14 protein-coding genes are annotated in these 16395 nt (G+C 51.5%); 5 read left to right on the top strand and 9 right to left on the bottom strand.

Translation table 11 applies throughout. From position 1 onward, the window contains the following. Window positions 1-421: 421 nt before the first annotated feature. The 9 genes from BUA28_RS14400 to rpmH all read right to left on the bottom strand — a co-directional run bounded on the left by BUA28_RS14400 (window position 422) and on the right by rpmH (window position 8905). Complete coding sequence (locus BUA28_RS14400) at window positions 422-1258, bottom strand: ParB/RepB/Spo0J family partition protein (protein ID WP_072768811.1); 837 nt, start codon at window positions 1256-1258, stop codon at window positions 422-424. A 30-nt stretch (window positions 1259-1288) separates the two neighbouring features. Further along, window positions 1289-2101, bottom strand: coding sequence for a ParA family protein (locus BUA28_RS14405; protein WP_072768812.1), 813 nt, complete (start codon window positions 2099-2101; stop codon window positions 1289-1291). A 92-nt stretch (window positions 2102-2193) separates the two neighbouring features. Then, entirely contained in the window at window positions 2194-2826 is a 633-nt protein-coding gene (gene rsmG, locus BUA28_RS14410; protein ID WP_072768813.1) for a 16S rRNA (guanine(527)-N(7))-methyltransferase RsmG, read from the bottom strand. Then, window positions 2823-4733, bottom strand: a complete 1911-nt coding sequence (gene mnmG, locus BUA28_RS14415) for a tRNA uridine-5-carboxymethylaminomethyl(34) synthesis enzyme MnmG (protein ID WP_072768814.1) — start codon at window positions 4731-4733, stop codon at window positions 2823-2825. Before mnmG ends, rsmG begins: the two co-directional genes overlap by 4 nt. 202 nt (window positions 4734-4935) lie before the next feature. After that, window positions 4936-6291 (bottom strand): tRNA uridine-5-carboxymethylaminomethyl(34) synthesis GTPase MnmE, encoded by a 1356-nt coding sequence (gene mnmE / locus BUA28_RS14420; protein WP_072768815.1) that lies wholly within the window; start codon window positions 6289-6291, stop codon window positions 4936-4938. A 100-nt stretch (window positions 6292-6391) separates the two neighbouring features. Beyond that, complete coding sequence (gene yidC / locus BUA28_RS14425; protein WP_072768816.1) at window positions 6392-8110, bottom strand: membrane protein insertase YidC; 1719 nt, start codon at window positions 8108-8110, stop codon at window positions 6392-6394. Between the two features lie 83 nt (window positions 8111-8193). After that, window positions 8194-8403, bottom strand: a complete 210-nt coding sequence (yidD, locus tag BUA28_RS14430; RefSeq protein ID WP_072768817.1) for a membrane protein insertion efficiency factor YidD — start codon at window positions 8401-8403, stop codon at window positions 8194-8196. After that, window positions 8391-8756 (bottom strand): ribonuclease P protein component, encoded by a 366-nt coding sequence (gene rnpA / locus BUA28_RS14435; RefSeq protein WP_256598342.1) that lies wholly within the window; start codon window positions 8754-8756, stop codon window positions 8391-8393. Before rnpA ends, yidD begins: the two co-directional genes overlap by 13 nt. A 14-nt stretch (window positions 8757-8770) precedes the next feature. Next, the gene (rpmH, locus tag BUA28_RS14440) at window positions 8771-8905 is read right to left on the bottom strand and encodes a 50S ribosomal protein L34 (RefSeq protein WP_072768818.1); all 135 of its coding nucleotides are present in this window, start codon (window positions 8903-8905) and stop codon (window positions 8771-8773) included. Between the two features lie 186 nt (window positions 8906-9091). Here rpmH and dnaA point away from each other — a divergent pair, with 186 nt between their 5' ends. From dnaA to nrdR, 5 genes are all read left to right on the top strand, one after another. Then, window positions 9092-10519: a chromosomal replication initiator protein DnaA gene (gene dnaA / locus BUA28_RS14445; protein WP_072768843.1), complete on the top strand. Its 1428-nt coding sequence runs from the start codon at window positions 9092-9094 to the stop codon at window positions 10517-10519. A gap of 202 nt (window positions 10520-10721) precedes the next feature. Continuing rightward, window positions 10722-11831 carry a DNA polymerase III subunit beta gene (gene dnaN, locus BUA28_RS14450; RefSeq protein ID WP_072768819.1) on the top strand — a complete coding sequence of 370 codons (1110 nt, stop codon included), beginning with the start codon at window positions 10722-10724 and terminating at the stop codon, window positions 11829-11831. A 137-nt stretch (window positions 11832-11968) separates the two neighbouring features. After that, entirely contained in the window at window positions 11969-14395 is a 2427-nt protein-coding gene (gene gyrB / locus BUA28_RS14455) for a DNA topoisomerase (ATP-hydrolyzing) subunit B (RefSeq protein WP_072768820.1), read from the top strand. A gap of 79 nt (window positions 14396-14474) precedes the next feature. Next, window positions 14475-15731 carry a serine hydroxymethyltransferase gene (glyA, locus tag BUA28_RS14460; RefSeq protein ID WP_072768821.1) on the top strand — a complete coding sequence of 419 codons (1257 nt, stop codon included), beginning with the start codon at window positions 14475-14477 and terminating at the stop codon, window positions 15729-15731. A gap of 87 nt (window positions 15732-15818) precedes the next feature. Then, a complete protein-coding gene (gene nrdR, locus BUA28_RS14465) occupies window positions 15819-16298 on the top strand; it encodes a transcriptional regulator NrdR (protein WP_072768822.1) in 480 nt (159 codons plus the stop codon). Window positions 16299-16395: the final 97 nt, after the last annotated feature.

Raw genomic sequence — 16395 nt, forward strand, 5'->3', positions numbered from 1 at the left:
GAGTCATACCACTCCGACATGTCGTAGTCGCGTCCACTTGCCTTGGCGTGACCCGACGTTCCTAGTGTTGTTGCCATGTTGTTTCCTCCTGTTGCGTTGATCATGTGCTGCGCGCTCTACCGGCTTGAACCAAACTTCGACTCCTTAACCACTCCCCGCCGGTATGAGCTTCGATAATTTGTTGCTGCGCCATTCAATTAATTACTACTTGTACTAACTAATACGGTCTAACTGGTACTTTACATACCCACAACCCGGCAAAGACTATCCTCGAAAATGGCCTAAGTCAAGCAATTTGGGGGCAACGATCGCTCTCCCCCTTTAAAAACCTTGAAAAGCCCCCATGTAGCGCGAGAGAAATTTTTTCAATTTTCAATGTTCTTTAAAAACCCTGGGCTTGCCGTCCGGAAATAATTCCAGATCACCACCGAGACAATATTCCGTCCAATTGCTCAAGGCTGTCATAGTGAATCACTACGCTTCCCTTGCCTTTTTTTCCGGGATTTATGACGACCTGCGCGCCAAGTTTCAAAGAGATATTTTCCTGCAAGCGCAACAAATCGCGATCGCGTTTGGGGTGTTTTTTTTCTACCGGATGCTCTATCCGATGCACCAGCCTTTCGGTCTCGCGTACCGAAAGCTGTTTATACACCACCAGATTCGCGGTTTCTATCTGCTTTGACGCAGGAAGCGAGAGCAGCGCGCGGCTGTGTCCCATGTCGATCTTTCCCTGCATCAGCAATTCCTGCACGGCAGCCGGTAGATTGAGTAATCGGAGGAGGTTGGAAACCGCGCTGCGGGAGCTGCCCAGCGCTTGGCTGGCAGCCTGGTGAGTCATTCCGAATTCTTTGATAAGCCTTTGAATACCCATCGCTTCTTCCAGCGGATTCAAGTTCTCGCGTTGAATGTTCTCGATCAACGACATGGCCAGCGCTGCCTCATCCGGTACTTCGCGGATGAGCGCCGGCACCTCGGAGAGTCCCGCCAGTTGTGCTGCCCGCCAGCGCCGCTCGCCGGCTATGATTTCGTAGCTTCCCGGCGAAACAGGCCGAACCAGGATCGGTTGCATTACCCCCTGGGCCTTGATGGATTCCGCCAGCTCCGCCAAAGATTCCTTATCCATGTGGGTGCGCGGCTGATACTTGCCCGGCTGTAACAGTGAAGTTTTCAGGTTCTGCAGCGATTCTTCTACCTTGCGACCATCGCTGTCACCTGCCAACAACGCATCCAACCCCCTTCCCAACCCCTTCAATTTCATCTGCTTTTTTCCTTCCTGGTCTTTATCCGGCTAAGCTTCAAGCTTCTGATCGTGATCCTGTTGGACCGGCCCGACACCGGATGAGTCTCTGTTTAGCATTTCCCCCGCCAGCGCCAGATAGGCCTGCGTGCCTTTCGATAATTTGTCGTGATACAACGCCGGTATGCCGAAGCTTGGTGCTTCAGCCAGTCGCACGTTACGTGGGATTACAGTGCGGTAAACCTTGTCCCCAAAGTGCTGCTGCAATTGTTCGGATACCTGTTGCGCCAGTATATTGCGGGGGTCGAACATGGTACGCAGCAATCCTTCGATCTCGAGCACCGGGTTGAGATTTGCCCGTACTTTTTTTACGGTATTGACAAGATCGCTTAACCCCTCCAAGGCGTAATACTCGCACTGCATCGGAATCATTACCGCATGGGCAGCGCATAAACCGTTGAGTGTCAGCAGGTTAAGTGCGGGCGGACAATCGATGAGAATAAAATCGTATTCCTTTTCCACCGCTTGCAGCGCGGCCTTCAGTCGTGTTTCCCGCTGGGGTAAATCCACCATTTCTATTTCAGCCCCGGCCAAATCACGGTTGGCGGGGACCAGGTCATACTTGCCACTGGTAGTGGTTACACGGACATCTGCAATACTTTGGCTACCCAGCAATACCTGATATACCGTATGCTGCAGGACACGTTTGTCCACGCCACTCCCCATCGTGGCGTTACCCTGCGGATCGAGATCGATTAACAAGACACGACGCTGGGCGGCTTCGAGACTCGCGGCCAGATTAACACTCGTAGTGGTTTTTCCTACCCCACCCTTTTGATTGGTTATTGCCAGAATTTTTGCCATCTTGTCCCCTCCGAACCGGGCCTCTCCGGCTAACCCGGCCGTCAAATCGCAGAGGCCATCCGCTAAAACCACCGTCGCAACGCCGTCACCCGCTATATCTGCTTGATCAAAACAAGATGCCGCTCTGCCTCAAGGCCAGGGACTGTAACCGGTAATATCTTTTCGACCATGAACTGTGCTGGGAGCTGCGCCAGTTCTTCATGAGGATACACTCCTTTCATCGCCACAAGTCTGCCGCCACCGTTTCCTGGCGCGCACAAATGCCCCGCCAGGCCGGCAAAATCCGCCAGATCGGAAAAAGCACGGGAAATGACGACATCAAACCCATCCACCGGATGAAAGTTTTCGACGCGCTCAGTCATCACCTCGACATTTTTTAAATCGAGTTCTATTCGCGCCTGCTGCAAAAAAGCGGTTTTTTTATGATTGGTTTCGACCAGAGTCACACGCCACTCTGGCCGCGCCAAAGCCAGAGGAATCCCTGGCAAGCCGGCGCCACTGCCAACGTCGGCAATACGTGGTCCCGCGACGTGCGGTAAAATGGCGAGGCTATCGAGCAAATGACGAACCAGCATTGCTTCCGGCTCACGCACCGCGGTCAGGTTATGCACCTGGTTCCACTTGCGGATCAGCGCAAGGTATTGCAGCATGCGCGTTTGGGTTTCGCGCGGGAGCGCCAACCCCAGGACTTCAATCCCCTCAGAGAGTTGCGCGGCGAGTCTCATGCGCTTTTCTTTTTTTTCTGGCCGGAAAATCCACGTTTGACGTGTACCAGCAATAGTGAAATTGCTGCTGGCGTTATGCCGGAAATCCTGGCCGCCTGTCCTGCTGTTTCCGGCTTGAATTCATTCAGTTTTTGCTGTGCCTCGCTGGAAAGGCCGCGCACGGTAGCGTAATCAAGATCGAGCGGCAGGCGAATGTCCTCATAGCCCGCATTACGCGCCACCTCATCCTTCTGACGTTCAATGTAGCCGTGATATTTCGCCTGGATTTCAACTTGTTCCGCAACCACGGGGTCAGTAACGCACTCCCCTGCGCCGGGCAGCGTCATCAGAGCGGCATAGGATACGTCCGGACGACGCAACAATTCGTATAGCGAATAATCATGTCCAATGGTCTTGCCAAGCACTCGCAACACGTCTGCTTCAGGCAGAGCTTTCAAGCTGGTATTCGGACTGAGCCACGTCGCTTTTAATCTGCCTTGCTCTCGAACAATCGCTTCGCGCTTGGCTTCGAATGAAGCCCAGCGTACGTCGTCGACCACCCCGAGCTCCCGGCCCATCCCGGTCAGACGCAAATCAGCGTTGTCTTCCCGAAGTTGTAGGCGATATTCGGCACGACTGGTAAACATGCGGTAGGGTTCGGTCACACCTCGGGTGACGAGATCGTCTACCAAAACGCCGAGATAAGCTTCGTCGCGGCGCGGACACCATGCTTCCCGGTCTTGTGTTTTGCGCGCCGCATTAATCCCTGCCAGCAATCCCTGGGCAGCAGCTTCTTCATAGCCCGTCGTCCCGTTGATCTGGCCGGCAAAAAATAAACCTTCGATTGCTTTTGTTTCAAGCGAGCTTTTCAATGCCCGCGGGTCAAAAAAGTCGTATTCGATAGCATAGCCGGGGCGCGTAATATGCGCATTTTCAAGCCCTTTAATCGACTGCACCAGCTTTACCTGCATGTCAAATGGCAGACTGGTCGAGATTCCGTTGGGGTATACCTCATGAGTGTCGAGACCTTCCGGTTCCAGAAAGATCTGATGCGATTCCTTCGCTGAAAATCGAACGACCTTGTCCTCAATGGAGGGACAATAACGCGGCCCTGTGCCCTCGATTACGCCCGTAAACAATGGAGATCGATCCAGGCCGCTGCGGATGATGTCGTGGGTACGGCTATTGGTATGCGTCAACCAGCAGGGCAACTGCCGTGGGTGCCGGGCAGCGTCCCCCATAAAGGAGAAGACCGGCACAGGGTCGTCTCCCGGTTGCTCGGTAACCGCCGAGTAATCGATGCTACGGCCGTCTATACGCGGCGGAGTCCCGGTTTTTAACCGCCCCACAGGCAGCTTCATCTCCCGCAGACGTGCAGCCAGGCTGGTGGAGGGCGGATCGCCGGCCCGGCCGGCCTGGAAATTAGCTGATCCCACATGCGCAAGCCCCCCAAGAAACGTTCCTGCCGTCAGGACCACCGCCCTGGCCGCAAACCTGATTCCTAATTGGGTTACGACACCGGTGACGCGCCCCCCTTCAAGCGTGAGATCGTCCACCCCCTGCTGGAACAACCAAAGGTTGGGCTGGTTTTCGAGACGACGCCGGATCGCCTGGCGATAGAGCACCCTGTCTGCCTGGACACGCGTTGCCCGTACCGCCGGCCCCTTGCTCGAATTCAGTATGCGAAACTGGATACCGGCTTCATCGGCTGCGGCAGCCATTGCTCCACCCAGCGCATCAACCTCTTTCACCAAATGCCCCTTGCCGATACCTCCTATGGAAGGGTTACAGGACATCTGCCCCAGCGTTTCGATATTATGCGACAACAGAAGGGTTTTTTTGCCCATGCGTGCAGCTGCGAGGGCGGCCTCGGTACCGGCATGTCCCCCACCTATAACTATTACATCGAAATTTTCCGAATAAATCATTACGCTACAGCACCCTTCAAAGACGGGCATTCTACGGTAAAACGGAGACCTATGTAAGGCGCAGCCCTTCGGAGCCATGAAATGGGGCTATCCGGACGTATGTTCCATGGGAGTTTCATGTGAGACTGTTTCACGTGAAACATTTTTTCTTGAAATTCTTGGAGAACCGCTGGATGGCCGGAAATCGGACCACCCCGAGGCGTTACTTGCCAATACAGAATCGCGAAAATATCTCCCCAAGCAAATCGTCGGCCCCAAATTCGCCAGTAATGGACGATAGAGCTTGCTGAGCAAGCCGCAACTCTTCGGCGAGCAGTTCGGATTGAAACTCTTCCTTGTCCAGTTCTGCAGCGTTTCCCAAGTATTCGCGGGTAGCCGTCAACGCGCGCAGATGGCGCTGGCGCGCCATGAATGCACCCTCGCCCACCGAGCGTGGTTGCCATCCTGCTAGTTCCAGTAGCTTCTGGCGAAGTGTTTCAATCCCCGCGCCGGTTATCGCGGAAAGGTAAATCTCTAATTCGCCGTTTCCCGCTTCGATAGGGGAGGACTTGTCCAGCAGATCGATCTTGTTATACACGTATATTACCGGTAATCCTGAGGGAAGACTGTCGAGTATCGCTTGATCCTCCGAGGTAATGCCCCATCGGCTGTCCATCACGAGCAATACGAAATTCGCTTTCTCGATGGTGGAGCGCGTGCGGGCGATGCCCATTTTTTCCACGGCGTCGTCCGTTTCCCGCAGTCCAGCGGTATCCAGCAAATGTAGCGGAACGCCTTCAATTTCGATGGTCCGGTGGATCGTGTCACGTGTAGTACCCGGTATCTCCGTGACAATGGCCGCCTCTTCACCTGCCAGTACATTCAGCAGGCTTGATTTTCCGACGTTAGGTTGTCCAACCAGAACGATCCATATACCTTCTCGCAGTATGCTGCCCTGCCGGGCCGATGCAAGCACATGCTCCAGTTGTGCCTGGACGCTTTTCAGCTTGTAGCTAACATCAGCACGATGGACGTGATCTATTTCCTCCTCCGAAAAATCCAGTGATGCTTCAACCGATATACGAAGATCAGTAAGCGCTCGCACAACGACATGTATGGCGCTGGAAAACTCTCCTTGCAGAGAGCGCATGGCACACCGTGCGGCTTCGCTCGTACTGGCGTCAATGACGTCCGCTACACTTTCAGCCTGAGCCAGGTCCAACTTATTGTTAAGATAGGCACGAAGGGTAAATTCTCCGGGCTGCGCCATCCGGGCGCCCGCGGAGAGACAACTTGATAATAATAGATTCATTACCGCTGGGCCGCCGTGGCCCTGCAGTTCGAGAACGTCTTCGCCGGTATAGGAATGGGGAGCAGGGAAAAAAAGAACGATTCCTTGATCGATGACTTGTCCATCTTCATCGAAAAACTTGCTTAGGGTGGCGTAGCGCGGTTCAGGAACATAACCGATAACTTTCAGCGTCAAGGATTTTATATCCTTGCCCGAAACACGCACTACACCAATGCCACCTCGTCCGGGCGGCGTAGCAACCGCGGCAATAGTGTCAGCATTTTCCATCACACACTGGGTCGAGATGAGTCACCCTGACAGGGTCCCTCACCTCACCTGGATATTTCCAATAGAGCCAGCCATTTCGAATAGAAAGAGCTCGGCGATATCAGCCGTTCTGCTTTTTCTGTTTTACCGCGGCAGTAGCGGCGGCAGAACTTTCGATCATGCGCGTGATTTGCCATTGCTGGAGAATGGAAAGCACGTTATTGACCAATGAATAGAGCACCAGCCCAGCGGGAAAGAAGAAGAAGAAGACGCTGAAAGCGAACGGCATGATCTGCATCACTTTCGCCTGGATCGGATCCGCAGAAGGCGGGCTTAGCTTCGATTGGATGAACATGGAAATACCCATGAGTATGGGTAGCACGTAATAAGGGTCGGGAGAAGACATATCTTCTATCCACAATGCGAAGGGCGCATAACGCAACTCCACGCTCGCGAGCAATACCCAGTACAACGAGATAAACACCGGAATCTGAACCAGGATGGGAAAACAGCCTCCCATCGGGTTGATTTTTTCGGCCTTGTAAAAATCCATCATCGCCTGATGCATGCGCTGACGATCGTTCCCGTGCTGTTCACGCAAACGCTGCAGCTTGGGCGTAACCAGCCGCATCTTCGCCATCGATCGATAGCCCGCCGCGGATAATGGGAAAAACACCAGCTTGACCGACATGGTCAGAAGGATAATGGCTACCCCCCAATTTCCCGTCCATGAATGATAGAACGACAACAACCAGAACAGCGGTGCCCCGATCACTGTCAGCCAGCCATAGTCCACCGTAAGGTCAAGCCCGGGAGCAACCGCTGCGAGCTTGCTTTGTTCCTCGGGACCCGCGTAGAGCGGCACCGTAACGGTAGCCGTAGCGCCAGGCTCGATCATGCCCACCGGCACAATGACACCGGCCGTATACTCGTTGTCGCCCAAGGGCTTCGCGTAATACTCGCGGGGGGTTTTGTCCTTCGGAAGCCAGGCGGTGAGAAAATAATGCTCCAGCATGGCAATCCAGCCATTGTCAGCCGTTTTAGGATAGGTTGCCTTGCCTTTATCCAAGGCCGAAAACTCGATTTTCTTGAACTTATCCTGCTCTGTGTACAGCGCGGCGCCGGTATAAGTGGGAATCATGAATACCGAACCTACTGGAGGCTGGCTATCGCGCAACATTTGGAAATAAGAGAAGGGCTGGATCGCGGCAGTTCCTTGATTGGTAACCTCGAAACTGACATCTATGAGATAAGTGCCGCGATGGAACGTGTATATCTTGACTACGCGCACGCCTTCGACCTCGGGTGCCAGGAGTCGTATCTCGATTTTTTCCGCCCCAGCCGCCAGCTCATACGTACTCTGGTCCGCCGTATAATTTGTCTTGTGGCTGGGCAGGCCTTCTCCTATCAGCCCCGACTGGGCCACATAAACATGCTCGTCCTGACTTTGCAGTAGTGCGAAGGATTTGTTTTTATCTGCAGTATCAGGGTATTGGAGTAACTCAAGGCGTCTTAAATCGCCTCCCGCAGTATCGATTTCCGCAACAACCATATCGGTCTTGACGACAATTTTTTCGCCTATCCCCAGCTTGCCCGTCACCTTGACCGGAACACCGTCTTGGACAGCCGCCCCATCCTTGCCCGGTTGTGCCGAAACAAGCTTATCGCCGGGTATCGGGGTTTCGTTCTGGCCGTTTTTTTCAGTCTGATTTGCCCCACCTTGGGTCGCAGAGGCTGATGTGGCGGGGGATGGCGGAAGTTGTTCCTTCTGCCACGCCTCCCACAGAAACAGCATCGAGGTGGAGAAAATCAGGAAGAGTATTAGTTTTTGTGTATCCATCTTGCTTCGCGATTTTATATTTTACGATACGGGATAATCCAGGCATGAATTATTCAAACCTGATAAGCCCCATGTGATAAATCCTATGGGACGGGGTCATGCCCGCCACGGGCCCAGGGGTTGCAACGCATTATCCGCCAGACGCTCAGAAATATTCCCCGAAGCACCCCATGCTTGGTGAGTGCCTCGCATGCATAGTTTGAGCAGGATGGACTGAACCGGCACGAGGGCCCTAAAAAAGGGCTCAGGCAATATTGATAGAGCTTGATAAAACCGATGATTATCCGCGACATCGCTGCAGTTGAATCATGAGCTTTTCCGCTTCCCCCGCTATCCGTGAAGAATTGTTATGGCTAACCCGGCATCGTAAACGCACCACGAGATCAAGGCCGGCCAGATCTCGTTGGCGCGCTCGAAATGCCTCGCGCAACACGCGTTTCACCCTGTTTCGATTTACGGACAACCGCTCGATTTTACCAGCGACGATCAGCCCCAGTCTCGGGTGTAACAAGCCATTGGGCTTAGCGAAAACCTGAAGAAATTCGCTGCGTGCAGAACACTTGAATCGGATAACCGAGGAAAATTCTTCTGCTTTATGCAGCCGCTTATTTTTTTGAAAGCGAATAATACAATCCCTCGAGTTCAACCTGGTGTTAGCAACTATACTGCCAGACGGGCTCGTCCCTTGGCGCGGCGAGCTCTGATAACGGCCGCACCCCCCGGGGTTTTCATGCGAACTCGAAAACCATGGGTTCGCTTCCTCCGCGTTACGGACGGTTGATAAGTGCGTTTCATTATGTCCCCTGAGCCTGATAATCAATAAAACTCGGCATTACAACTCTTTACAGACGTTGATGTCAACCAATATTTTTTCCCCACCCTGTGGATAAGTCGGGAGGAACGGTCTAAAATGCACTCCTCGCCTGCGCTTTCGCTTTTAACTTCCGATTTCCGCTTCTTCCCCAATCAGCAATGACAATCATGCCGGCAATGGATATCTTTTGGCTTTCCTGTCTTGAACATTTTGAGAAAGAGCTGAGTGCCCAGCAATTCAATACCTGGATCAAACCGTTACGCCTGGAGGTATCGCATAATCCCCACGACTCAACCGCAGTCGTCATCGCTCCCAACCGGTTCGTCATGCAATGGGTCAAGGACAATTTCCTGTCCCGCATTGAACAAATGGCGGGGCTGCATTTTCCCCAAGCTATTCGTTTTCAATTGAAGCTTGCTGATCCGAGTTCGACAAAAACAACTATTCGGGCTACTGAAAATACTGACCCAACGTCGCCATCTGCAACGCCACCTTCAAATTCCGCCCCGTTTGGTGTTCCCGTGGTGCCAGCACAAAAATTTGCCATGGATGCGAGAGAAAAACGTGAAAAAAATCCGAGCCGTCTGAATCCATCTTTCACTTTTAATAATTTCGTTACCGGAAAAGCGAATCAACTGGCGCGCGCGGGCGCCATTCAGGTTGCCGAACGTCCAGGCACCGCTTATAACCCATTTTTTATTTACGGCGGCGTCGGGCTGGGCAAAACTCACCTGATTCAGGCTATCGGAAATTTTGTACTGGAACACAACAGCACAGCCAAGGTCAGGTATATTCACTCGGAACAGTATGTTTCCGACGTAGTAAGGGCTTACCAACATAAAGCTTTTGATGATTTCAAACGATACTATCATTCGCTCGATGTTCTGCTAATAGACGACATCCAGTTTTTTGGCGGCAAGAATCGAACTCAAGAAGAATTTTTCTATGCATTCAATGCGCTGATCGAAGCGCATAGACAGGTAATCATCACCTGCGACTCTTATCCAAAAGAAATTTCAGGTATGGAAGAACGGTTGATTTCCCGTTTTGGGTGGGGCTTGACAGTAGCGGTCGAACCGCCGGAGTTGGAAATGCGTGTCGCCATTTTGCTTAAAAAAGCATTGATGGAAAATATTGTTCTGGATGAAAACGTTGCTTTTTTCATAGCCAAGCATATTCGTTCCAATGTGCGTGAACTCGAAGGCGCACTGAAACGAGTGCTCGCTTACTCCCGTTTTACGGGTCATTCATTATCGCTGGATTTGGCGAGAGAAGCATTGAAAGACCTGCTAGCGGTACAGAATCGTCAAATTTCGATTGAAAATATACAGAAGACGGTTGCGGACTACTATAAAATCAAAGTGGCTGAAATGTATTCAAAAAAACGTTCGCGCATCGTTGCGAGACCGCGGCAAATGGCTATGGCCATATCCAAGGAACTGACCCCTCTGAGCCTGCCCGATATAGGTGAAGCCTTTGGTGGCAGGGATCACACTACCGTACTGCACGGATATCGGAAAATTGCCGAATTACGCGCATCGGACCCAGCGATCAATCGAGACTTTAATGCGTTGCTGCACATTCTGCGCGGTTAATAACAGCGAGGATAGCAAAAGGATGATTTGGGGATAACTCGGTTTTTTTTCGAGAAGATAATTCTATCCACAAACTGCCCACAGACCATACCGGCTTGATACCGGAAAAAAATAATGGGTAATCTGCTGATATCAAGTAGTTTTTTTTATTAATACCGGACTTAGCCCGCTTTTATTAACTATTATTTAGGTTTTTAATACAATGAAACTAATAGAAACAGATCGGGATACTTTACTTAAACCGTTGCAAACGGTTACCGGTATTGTCGAGCGTCGTCATACGTTGCCGATACTTTCCAATGTGTTAATAGAGCGAAAGCAGGAGAAAATTTCGTTTATTGCAACTGATCTGGAAATTCAGATAACTACCTCCGTAGAGGACGCTAATCCAGTAAATGAAGAACGCGCGGTTACGGTACCGGCAAAAAAACTGCAGGACATATTGCGTGCCCTTCCTGATAAGGTTCAAGTAACGCTGGAAACCGGTGAGAACAGGTTGCATGCCAAAGCGGGAAAAAGCCGTTTTAATTTACAAACCCTGCCTGTCGAAGATTTCCCTAAATTTCCTGAAAGTACAGAACCTCAGGCAAAAATAACAGTACAGCAGAAAGCGCTGAAACATATCCTGTCCATGGTTCAATATGCGATGGCGCAGCAGGATATCCGTTACTATTTGAACGGCCTCCTTTTACTGATGGAGGATAATCATCTGAAGGTTGTCGCTACCGACGGTCACCGCCTGGCGTTTGCCTTGATGTTGCTGGAAGCACCTCAGGAAAAAAAAGAAGTCATTCTCCCGCGCAAGGTGGTACTGGAACTGGCGAGGTTGCTGAATGACACTGATGAGCCTGTCACGGTGGAACTCCTCCAGAATCAGGTTCGCTTCACCTTTTCAAATGTGATATTGGTATCTAAGGTTGTGGACGGAAAATTTCCCGACTACAACCGTGTTATCCCTGAGGGCTACCAGAAGCAGTTTGATATAAATCGGGCGCTGCTCTTGCAGACGCTGCAGCGTGCATCAATTTTATCCAACGAAAAATTTCGCGGCGTCCGTCTCATATTGACATCGGGTAATCTTCGCATTGTATGTAATAACAGCGAGCAGGAAGAAGCGCAGGAAGAGCTGGAGCTTCAGTATGAAGGGGAAGCGCTGGATATAGGCTTCAATATCACCTACCTTCTCGACGTATTGAACCATCTGAACTGCGAAACAGTGCGATGCGCATTCGGCGATGCCAACAGTAGTGCGCTTATTTCTATCCCTGGCAACGAAGATTTCAAGTATGTCGTGATGCCGATGAGGATATGAACAACGGAAGCAAGATCCCAATTGCCCCAACCAGCTATTTAAATTAGTTTTGCGGAAGGTACATTCTACCGAACAGGTGGAATGGGAAGACGGTCCACGTTTCACGTGAAACTGAAGACAACTGAAGGAACAGGATAATGAACGACAAAAACCGCACTCGGCAACAAAAAAATGAAAGTTCGACCGCCTATGGTTCGGACAGCATCAAAATCCTGAAAGGGCTTGATGCTGTGCGCAAGCGGCCAGGCATGTACATAGGCGATACGAGTGACGGCACCGGCTTGCATCATATGGTATTCGAGGTGCTGGATAATGCGATTGACGAAGCACTAGCGGGTCATTGTGACGAAATTTCCGTCATCATTCATCCGGATAACTCGTTAACCGTACAGGACAATGGCCGGGGGATTCCTACCGGTATAAAACACGATGACGAACTGAAACGCTCGGCCGCCGAAATCGTCATGACTGAACTTCATGCGGGCGGCAAGTTTGACGACAATTCGTACAAAGTATCAGGAGGATTGCACGGCGTTGGCGTGTCCGTGGTCAATGCCTTATCGGAATGGTTGCGCCTCACTATTCGTCGAAACGGGCAGGTTCATCAGATTGAGTTCCGCATGGGCGTTCCCGTAGGGCCCCTGATTGTCACAGGCAAGACCGAGCGCCGTGGAACGGAAGTACACTTCCTCGCCAGCAAGGAAATCTTCGGCGACATTGAATATCACTATGATATATTTGCAAAGCGTCTGCGCGAACTTTCATTCCTCAACAATGGCGTTAAAATTCATCTGGTTGATCAGCGCAACGCCAAGGAAGAAATTTTCGCTTTCGTTGGGGGAGTACGAAGCTTTGTCGAGTATGTCAATCGCACCAAGTCGGTTCTTCATCCGAATATTTTCTACGCTTCAGGCGAAAAAGACGGCATCATGGTTGAAGTCTCGATGCAGTGGAACGATAGCTATTCCGAACAGGTATTGTGTTTTACCAATAACATTCCACAAAAGGATGGGGGAACTCACCTCACTGGGTTACGCGCTGCCATGACGCGCACGCTCAACAACTATATCGAAAAAAACGAGGTGGCGAAAAAAGCCAAAATTGAAACTTCCGGCGACGACATGCGCGAGGGTCTATCCTGCGTTTTGTCCGTGAAGTTATTCGAGCCTAAATTTTCCTCGCAAACCAAGGAAAAACTCGTTTCCTCCGAAGTACGCCCCGCAGTGGAGGAAATCGTGTCGCAAAAATTGACGGAGTTCCTTTTGGAGCAACCGCTGGATGCCAAGACGATCTGCGGCAAAATCATCGATGCGGCGCGCGCGCGGGAGGCAGCGCGAAAGGCGCGTGAATTGACTCGACGTAAAGGCGTCCTGGACGGCATGGGCTTGCCCGGAAAGCTTGCCGATTGTCAGGAAAAAAACCCCGCGCTCTCTGAGCTTTATCTGGTCGAGGGCGATTCCGCGGGTGGTTCGGCGAAGCAGGGGCGCGACCGTAAATTTCAGGCTATCCTGCCGTTGAAGGGAAAAATCCTGAATGTCGAAAGAGCCCGTTTCGACAAATTAATTTCCTCGCAGGAACTCGCATCCCTTATTACGGCGCTGGGCACAGGGATCGGCAAGGACGAATACAATCCCGACAAATTGCGTTACCACCGCATCATCATCATGACCGATGCGGACGTGGATGGATCGCACATCCGCACTTTACTGCTTACTTTTTTTTACCGACAAATGCCGGAATTGATCGAGCGTGGCCATATATTCATTGCCCAGCCGCCATTATATAAAATCAAGCACGGCAAGCAGGAACGCTACGTCAAGGACGACCACGAACTCAAACAATATCTGTTGGGTCTGGCGCTGAATGGAGCCGAATTGCATAACTGGGAAGATAAGCCGCCTCTCACGGGAGAAACGCTGGAAAAGATCGCCAATGAATACCTGTTGGCCGAAGCCGTGATCGAGCGCATGAGCCGCCTCATCGACAGCGAAGTAATGCATACGTTGCTCCTGCATCCTGATATTGATTTAAGCGGCGAAAGCCTTGCCGCTGAAAGCGCAGCCAGGCTTGCAGCGCATGTTTCCAGGGTAAAAATTACGCCGGAATACGACGCCGCCACCGAAGAGTTTCGGTTGAAAATTTCCCGCATGCATCACGGCAATGTTCGCGCCACCTACCTCGATCAGGAATTTTTGCATAGCGGTGACTATGCTCAAATCAAGCAAACCGCTGAAGTGCTCGATGGATTGATGGGGCCGACGGCCTACATCAGACGCGGTGAACAAAAACGGCCGGTAAGCAATTTCAAACAAGCGCTTGACTGGCTGCTGCAGGAGGTAAAAAAGGGCATTGGGACTCAGCGCTACAAGGGCTTGGGTGAAATGAACCCGGCGCAGTTGTGGGAAACCACAATGGACCCCGCAAGCCGCCGATTGTTGCGTGCCCAGATCGAGGATAGTATCGCTGCCGACGAAATTTTCACTACCCTGATGGGTGACGTGGTCGAGCCGCGACGTGCATTCATCGAAAACAATGCATTGGGAGTAAGAAATCTCGACGTATAGTCGTATTAGTGATGGAAAAATCCGGCGAGATAATTATCTATCTAGCTTTTCTTCAAATAATATCAAGGAATGAACTGACATGCTGTCTCCGAAGCTGACCTTGCAACAGGTCGACCCCGATCTCTGGCAGGCAATAAAAGGTGAGGTACAACGCCAGGAAGAATATATCGAGTTGATCGCCTCGGAAAATTACGCCAGTCCGGCGGTGATGCAAGCGCAGGGATCGGTGCTGACGAATAAATATGCTGAAGGTTATCCAGGCAAGCGTTACTACGGCGGCTGTGAATATGTAGACGTTGTGGAGCAGCTTGCGATAGATCGGCTGAAAGCACTGTTTGGTGCGGAGTACGTTAATGTTCAGCCACATTCCGGTTCACAGGCCAATGCCGCGGTATATTTGACGGCATTGAAGCCAGGGGATACGCTGCTGGGCATGTCGCTCGCCCATGGCGGGCATTTGACTCATGGTGCTTCAGTCAACCTCAGCGGAAAAATTTTCAATGCCGTTTCATACGGATTGGATCCCGAAACCGAAGAGCTTGACTATGATGAGGTGGCGCGGCTTGCGCATGAACATAAACCCAAAATGATCGTTGCCGGGGCGTCCGCCTATGCATTAGTCATAGATTGGAAACGCTTCCGCAAAATTGCCGATGAAGTAGGCGCTTATCTGTTCGTTGACATGGCTCACTACGCCGGGTTGGTGGCGGCGGGATTTTATCCCAACCCCGTCGGTATTGCCGATTTTGTCACCAGCACCACGCATAAGACATTACGGGGGCCGCGCGGCGGCGTTATTCTGGCCAAGCCGGAGCACGAGAAAGCGCTTAATTCCGCTATTTTTCCCCAGACTCAGGGGGGGCCGTTGATGCACGTGATTGCGGCCAAGGCGGTAGCGTTTAAAGAAGCCGCAAGTAAAGAGTTCAAGAATTACCAGGAACAGGTGATCGACAACGCGCGCGTAATGGCCAAGGTGTTGCAGGAGCGCGGTTTGCGCATCGTGTCCGGACGCACCGATTGCCACATGTTTCTGGTAGACCTTCGTCCCAAGTATATTACCGGCAAGCAGGCGGCGGAATCTCTGGAGCTGGCGCACATTACCGTCAACAAGAATGCCATACCTAACGATCCACAAAAACCTTTTGTTACCAGCGGAATTCGTATTGGTTCGCCCGCGATTACCACGCGCGGTTTTACGGAAATTGAAGCGGAACAACTAGCAAATCTGATCGCCGATGTGCTGGATGCGCCTACGGATGTCGCGGTGATTTCGCAAGTAGCGGAACAGGCAAAAACGCTTTGTGCAAAATTCCCGGTGTATGGAATAAAGTGTTGATTGCATCACACTGGCAAGCATTGTATTCACCCATTGCTGCTGAGAAGCATCGATCAATCGGCATCTTTCACTCTCTGAATTTGTGTCATGAAATGCCCGTTCTGCAACGCCGATGACACAAGCGTGATAGATTCCCGTGTCAGCGAGGAAGGCGACAGGATACGTCGTCGTCGTCGTTGTCTCACATGCGGCAAACGCTTTACCACTTACGAGACAGTGGAATTGCGTTTACCTCAAGTGATAAAACAGGACGGTAATCGCGCTGAATTCGATCGTAAAAAATTGCTTACGAGCTTCGTGCGAGCTTTACACAAGCGCCCGGTTCCAACCGCGGATGTGGACGGAGCGATGGATCGAATTGTGCAAAAGCTTTTAAACCTGGGAGAACGCGAAATACCTACGCGAAGGATTGGTGAGATGGTGATGGAGGAGCTCTACAAGCTGGACAAAGTCGCTTATATCCGCTTTGCGTCGGTTTACAGAAGTTTCCAGGATGCAGATGACTTTCACAATGCCATCAAAGAGCTGCAAAAACCGCAGAAGAAGAGAGAAGAAAAAAAATCCTGATGATAACTCCCTCGCATCCATTTTTCTGATCTTCCGCCCATAAGGCAATAACTTCGAATGGGGCAGCTGACCGCTCATTTTTCAGCTAAAAGCCATA

Source organism: Nitrosospira sp. Nsp11, assembly GCF_900142705.1.
Lineage (GTDB): Bacteria > Pseudomonadota > Gammaproteobacteria > Burkholderiales > Nitrosomonadaceae > Nitrosospira.

Coding starts and splice junctions, on each gene's coding strand:
- yidD (WP_072768817.1), bottom strand. CDS start 8,403: ATGTCGCGGATAATCATCGGTTTTATCAAGCTCTATCAATATTGCCTG.
- yidC (WP_072768816.1), bottom strand. CDS start 8,110: ATGGATACACAAAAACTAATACTCTTCCTGATTTTCTCCACCTCGATG.
- BUA28_RS14400 (WP_072768811.1), bottom strand. CDS start 1,258: ATGAAATTGAAGGGGTTGGGAAGGGGGTTGGATGCGTTGTTGGCAGGT.
- rsmG (WP_072768813.1), bottom strand. CDS start 2,826: ATGAGACTCGCCGCGCAACTCTCTGAGGGGATTGAAGTCCTGGGGTTG.
- mnmE (WP_072768815.1), bottom strand. CDS start 6,291: ATGGAAAATGCTGACACTATTGCCGCGGTTGCTACGCCGCCCGGACGA.
- BUA28_RS14405 (WP_072768812.1), bottom strand. CDS start 2,101: ATGGCAAAAATTCTGGCAATAACCAATCAAAAGGGTGGGGTAGGAAAA.
- nrdR (WP_072768822.1), top strand. CDS start 15,819: ATGAAATGCCCGTTCTGCAACGCCGATGACACAAGCGTGATAGATTCC.
- glyA (WP_072768821.1), top strand. CDS start 14,475: ATGCTGTCTCCGAAGCTGACCTTGCAACAGGTCGACCCCGATCTCTGG.
- dnaN (WP_072768819.1), top strand. CDS start 10,722: ATGAAACTAATAGAAACAGATCGGGATACTTTACTTAAACCGTTGCAA.
- mnmG (WP_072768814.1), bottom strand. CDS start 4,733: ATGATTTATTCGGAAAATTTCGATGTAATAGTTATAGGTGGGGGACAT.
- gyrB (WP_072768820.1), top strand. CDS start 11,969: ATGAACGACAAAAACCGCACTCGGCAACAAAAAAATGAAAGTTCGACC.
- rpmH (WP_072768818.1), bottom strand. CDS start 8,905: ATGAAACGCACTTATCAACCGTCCGTAACGCGGAGGAAGCGAACCCAT.
- dnaA (WP_072768843.1), top strand. CDS start 9,092: ATGCCGGCAATGGATATCTTTTGGCTTTCCTGTCTTGAACATTTTGAG.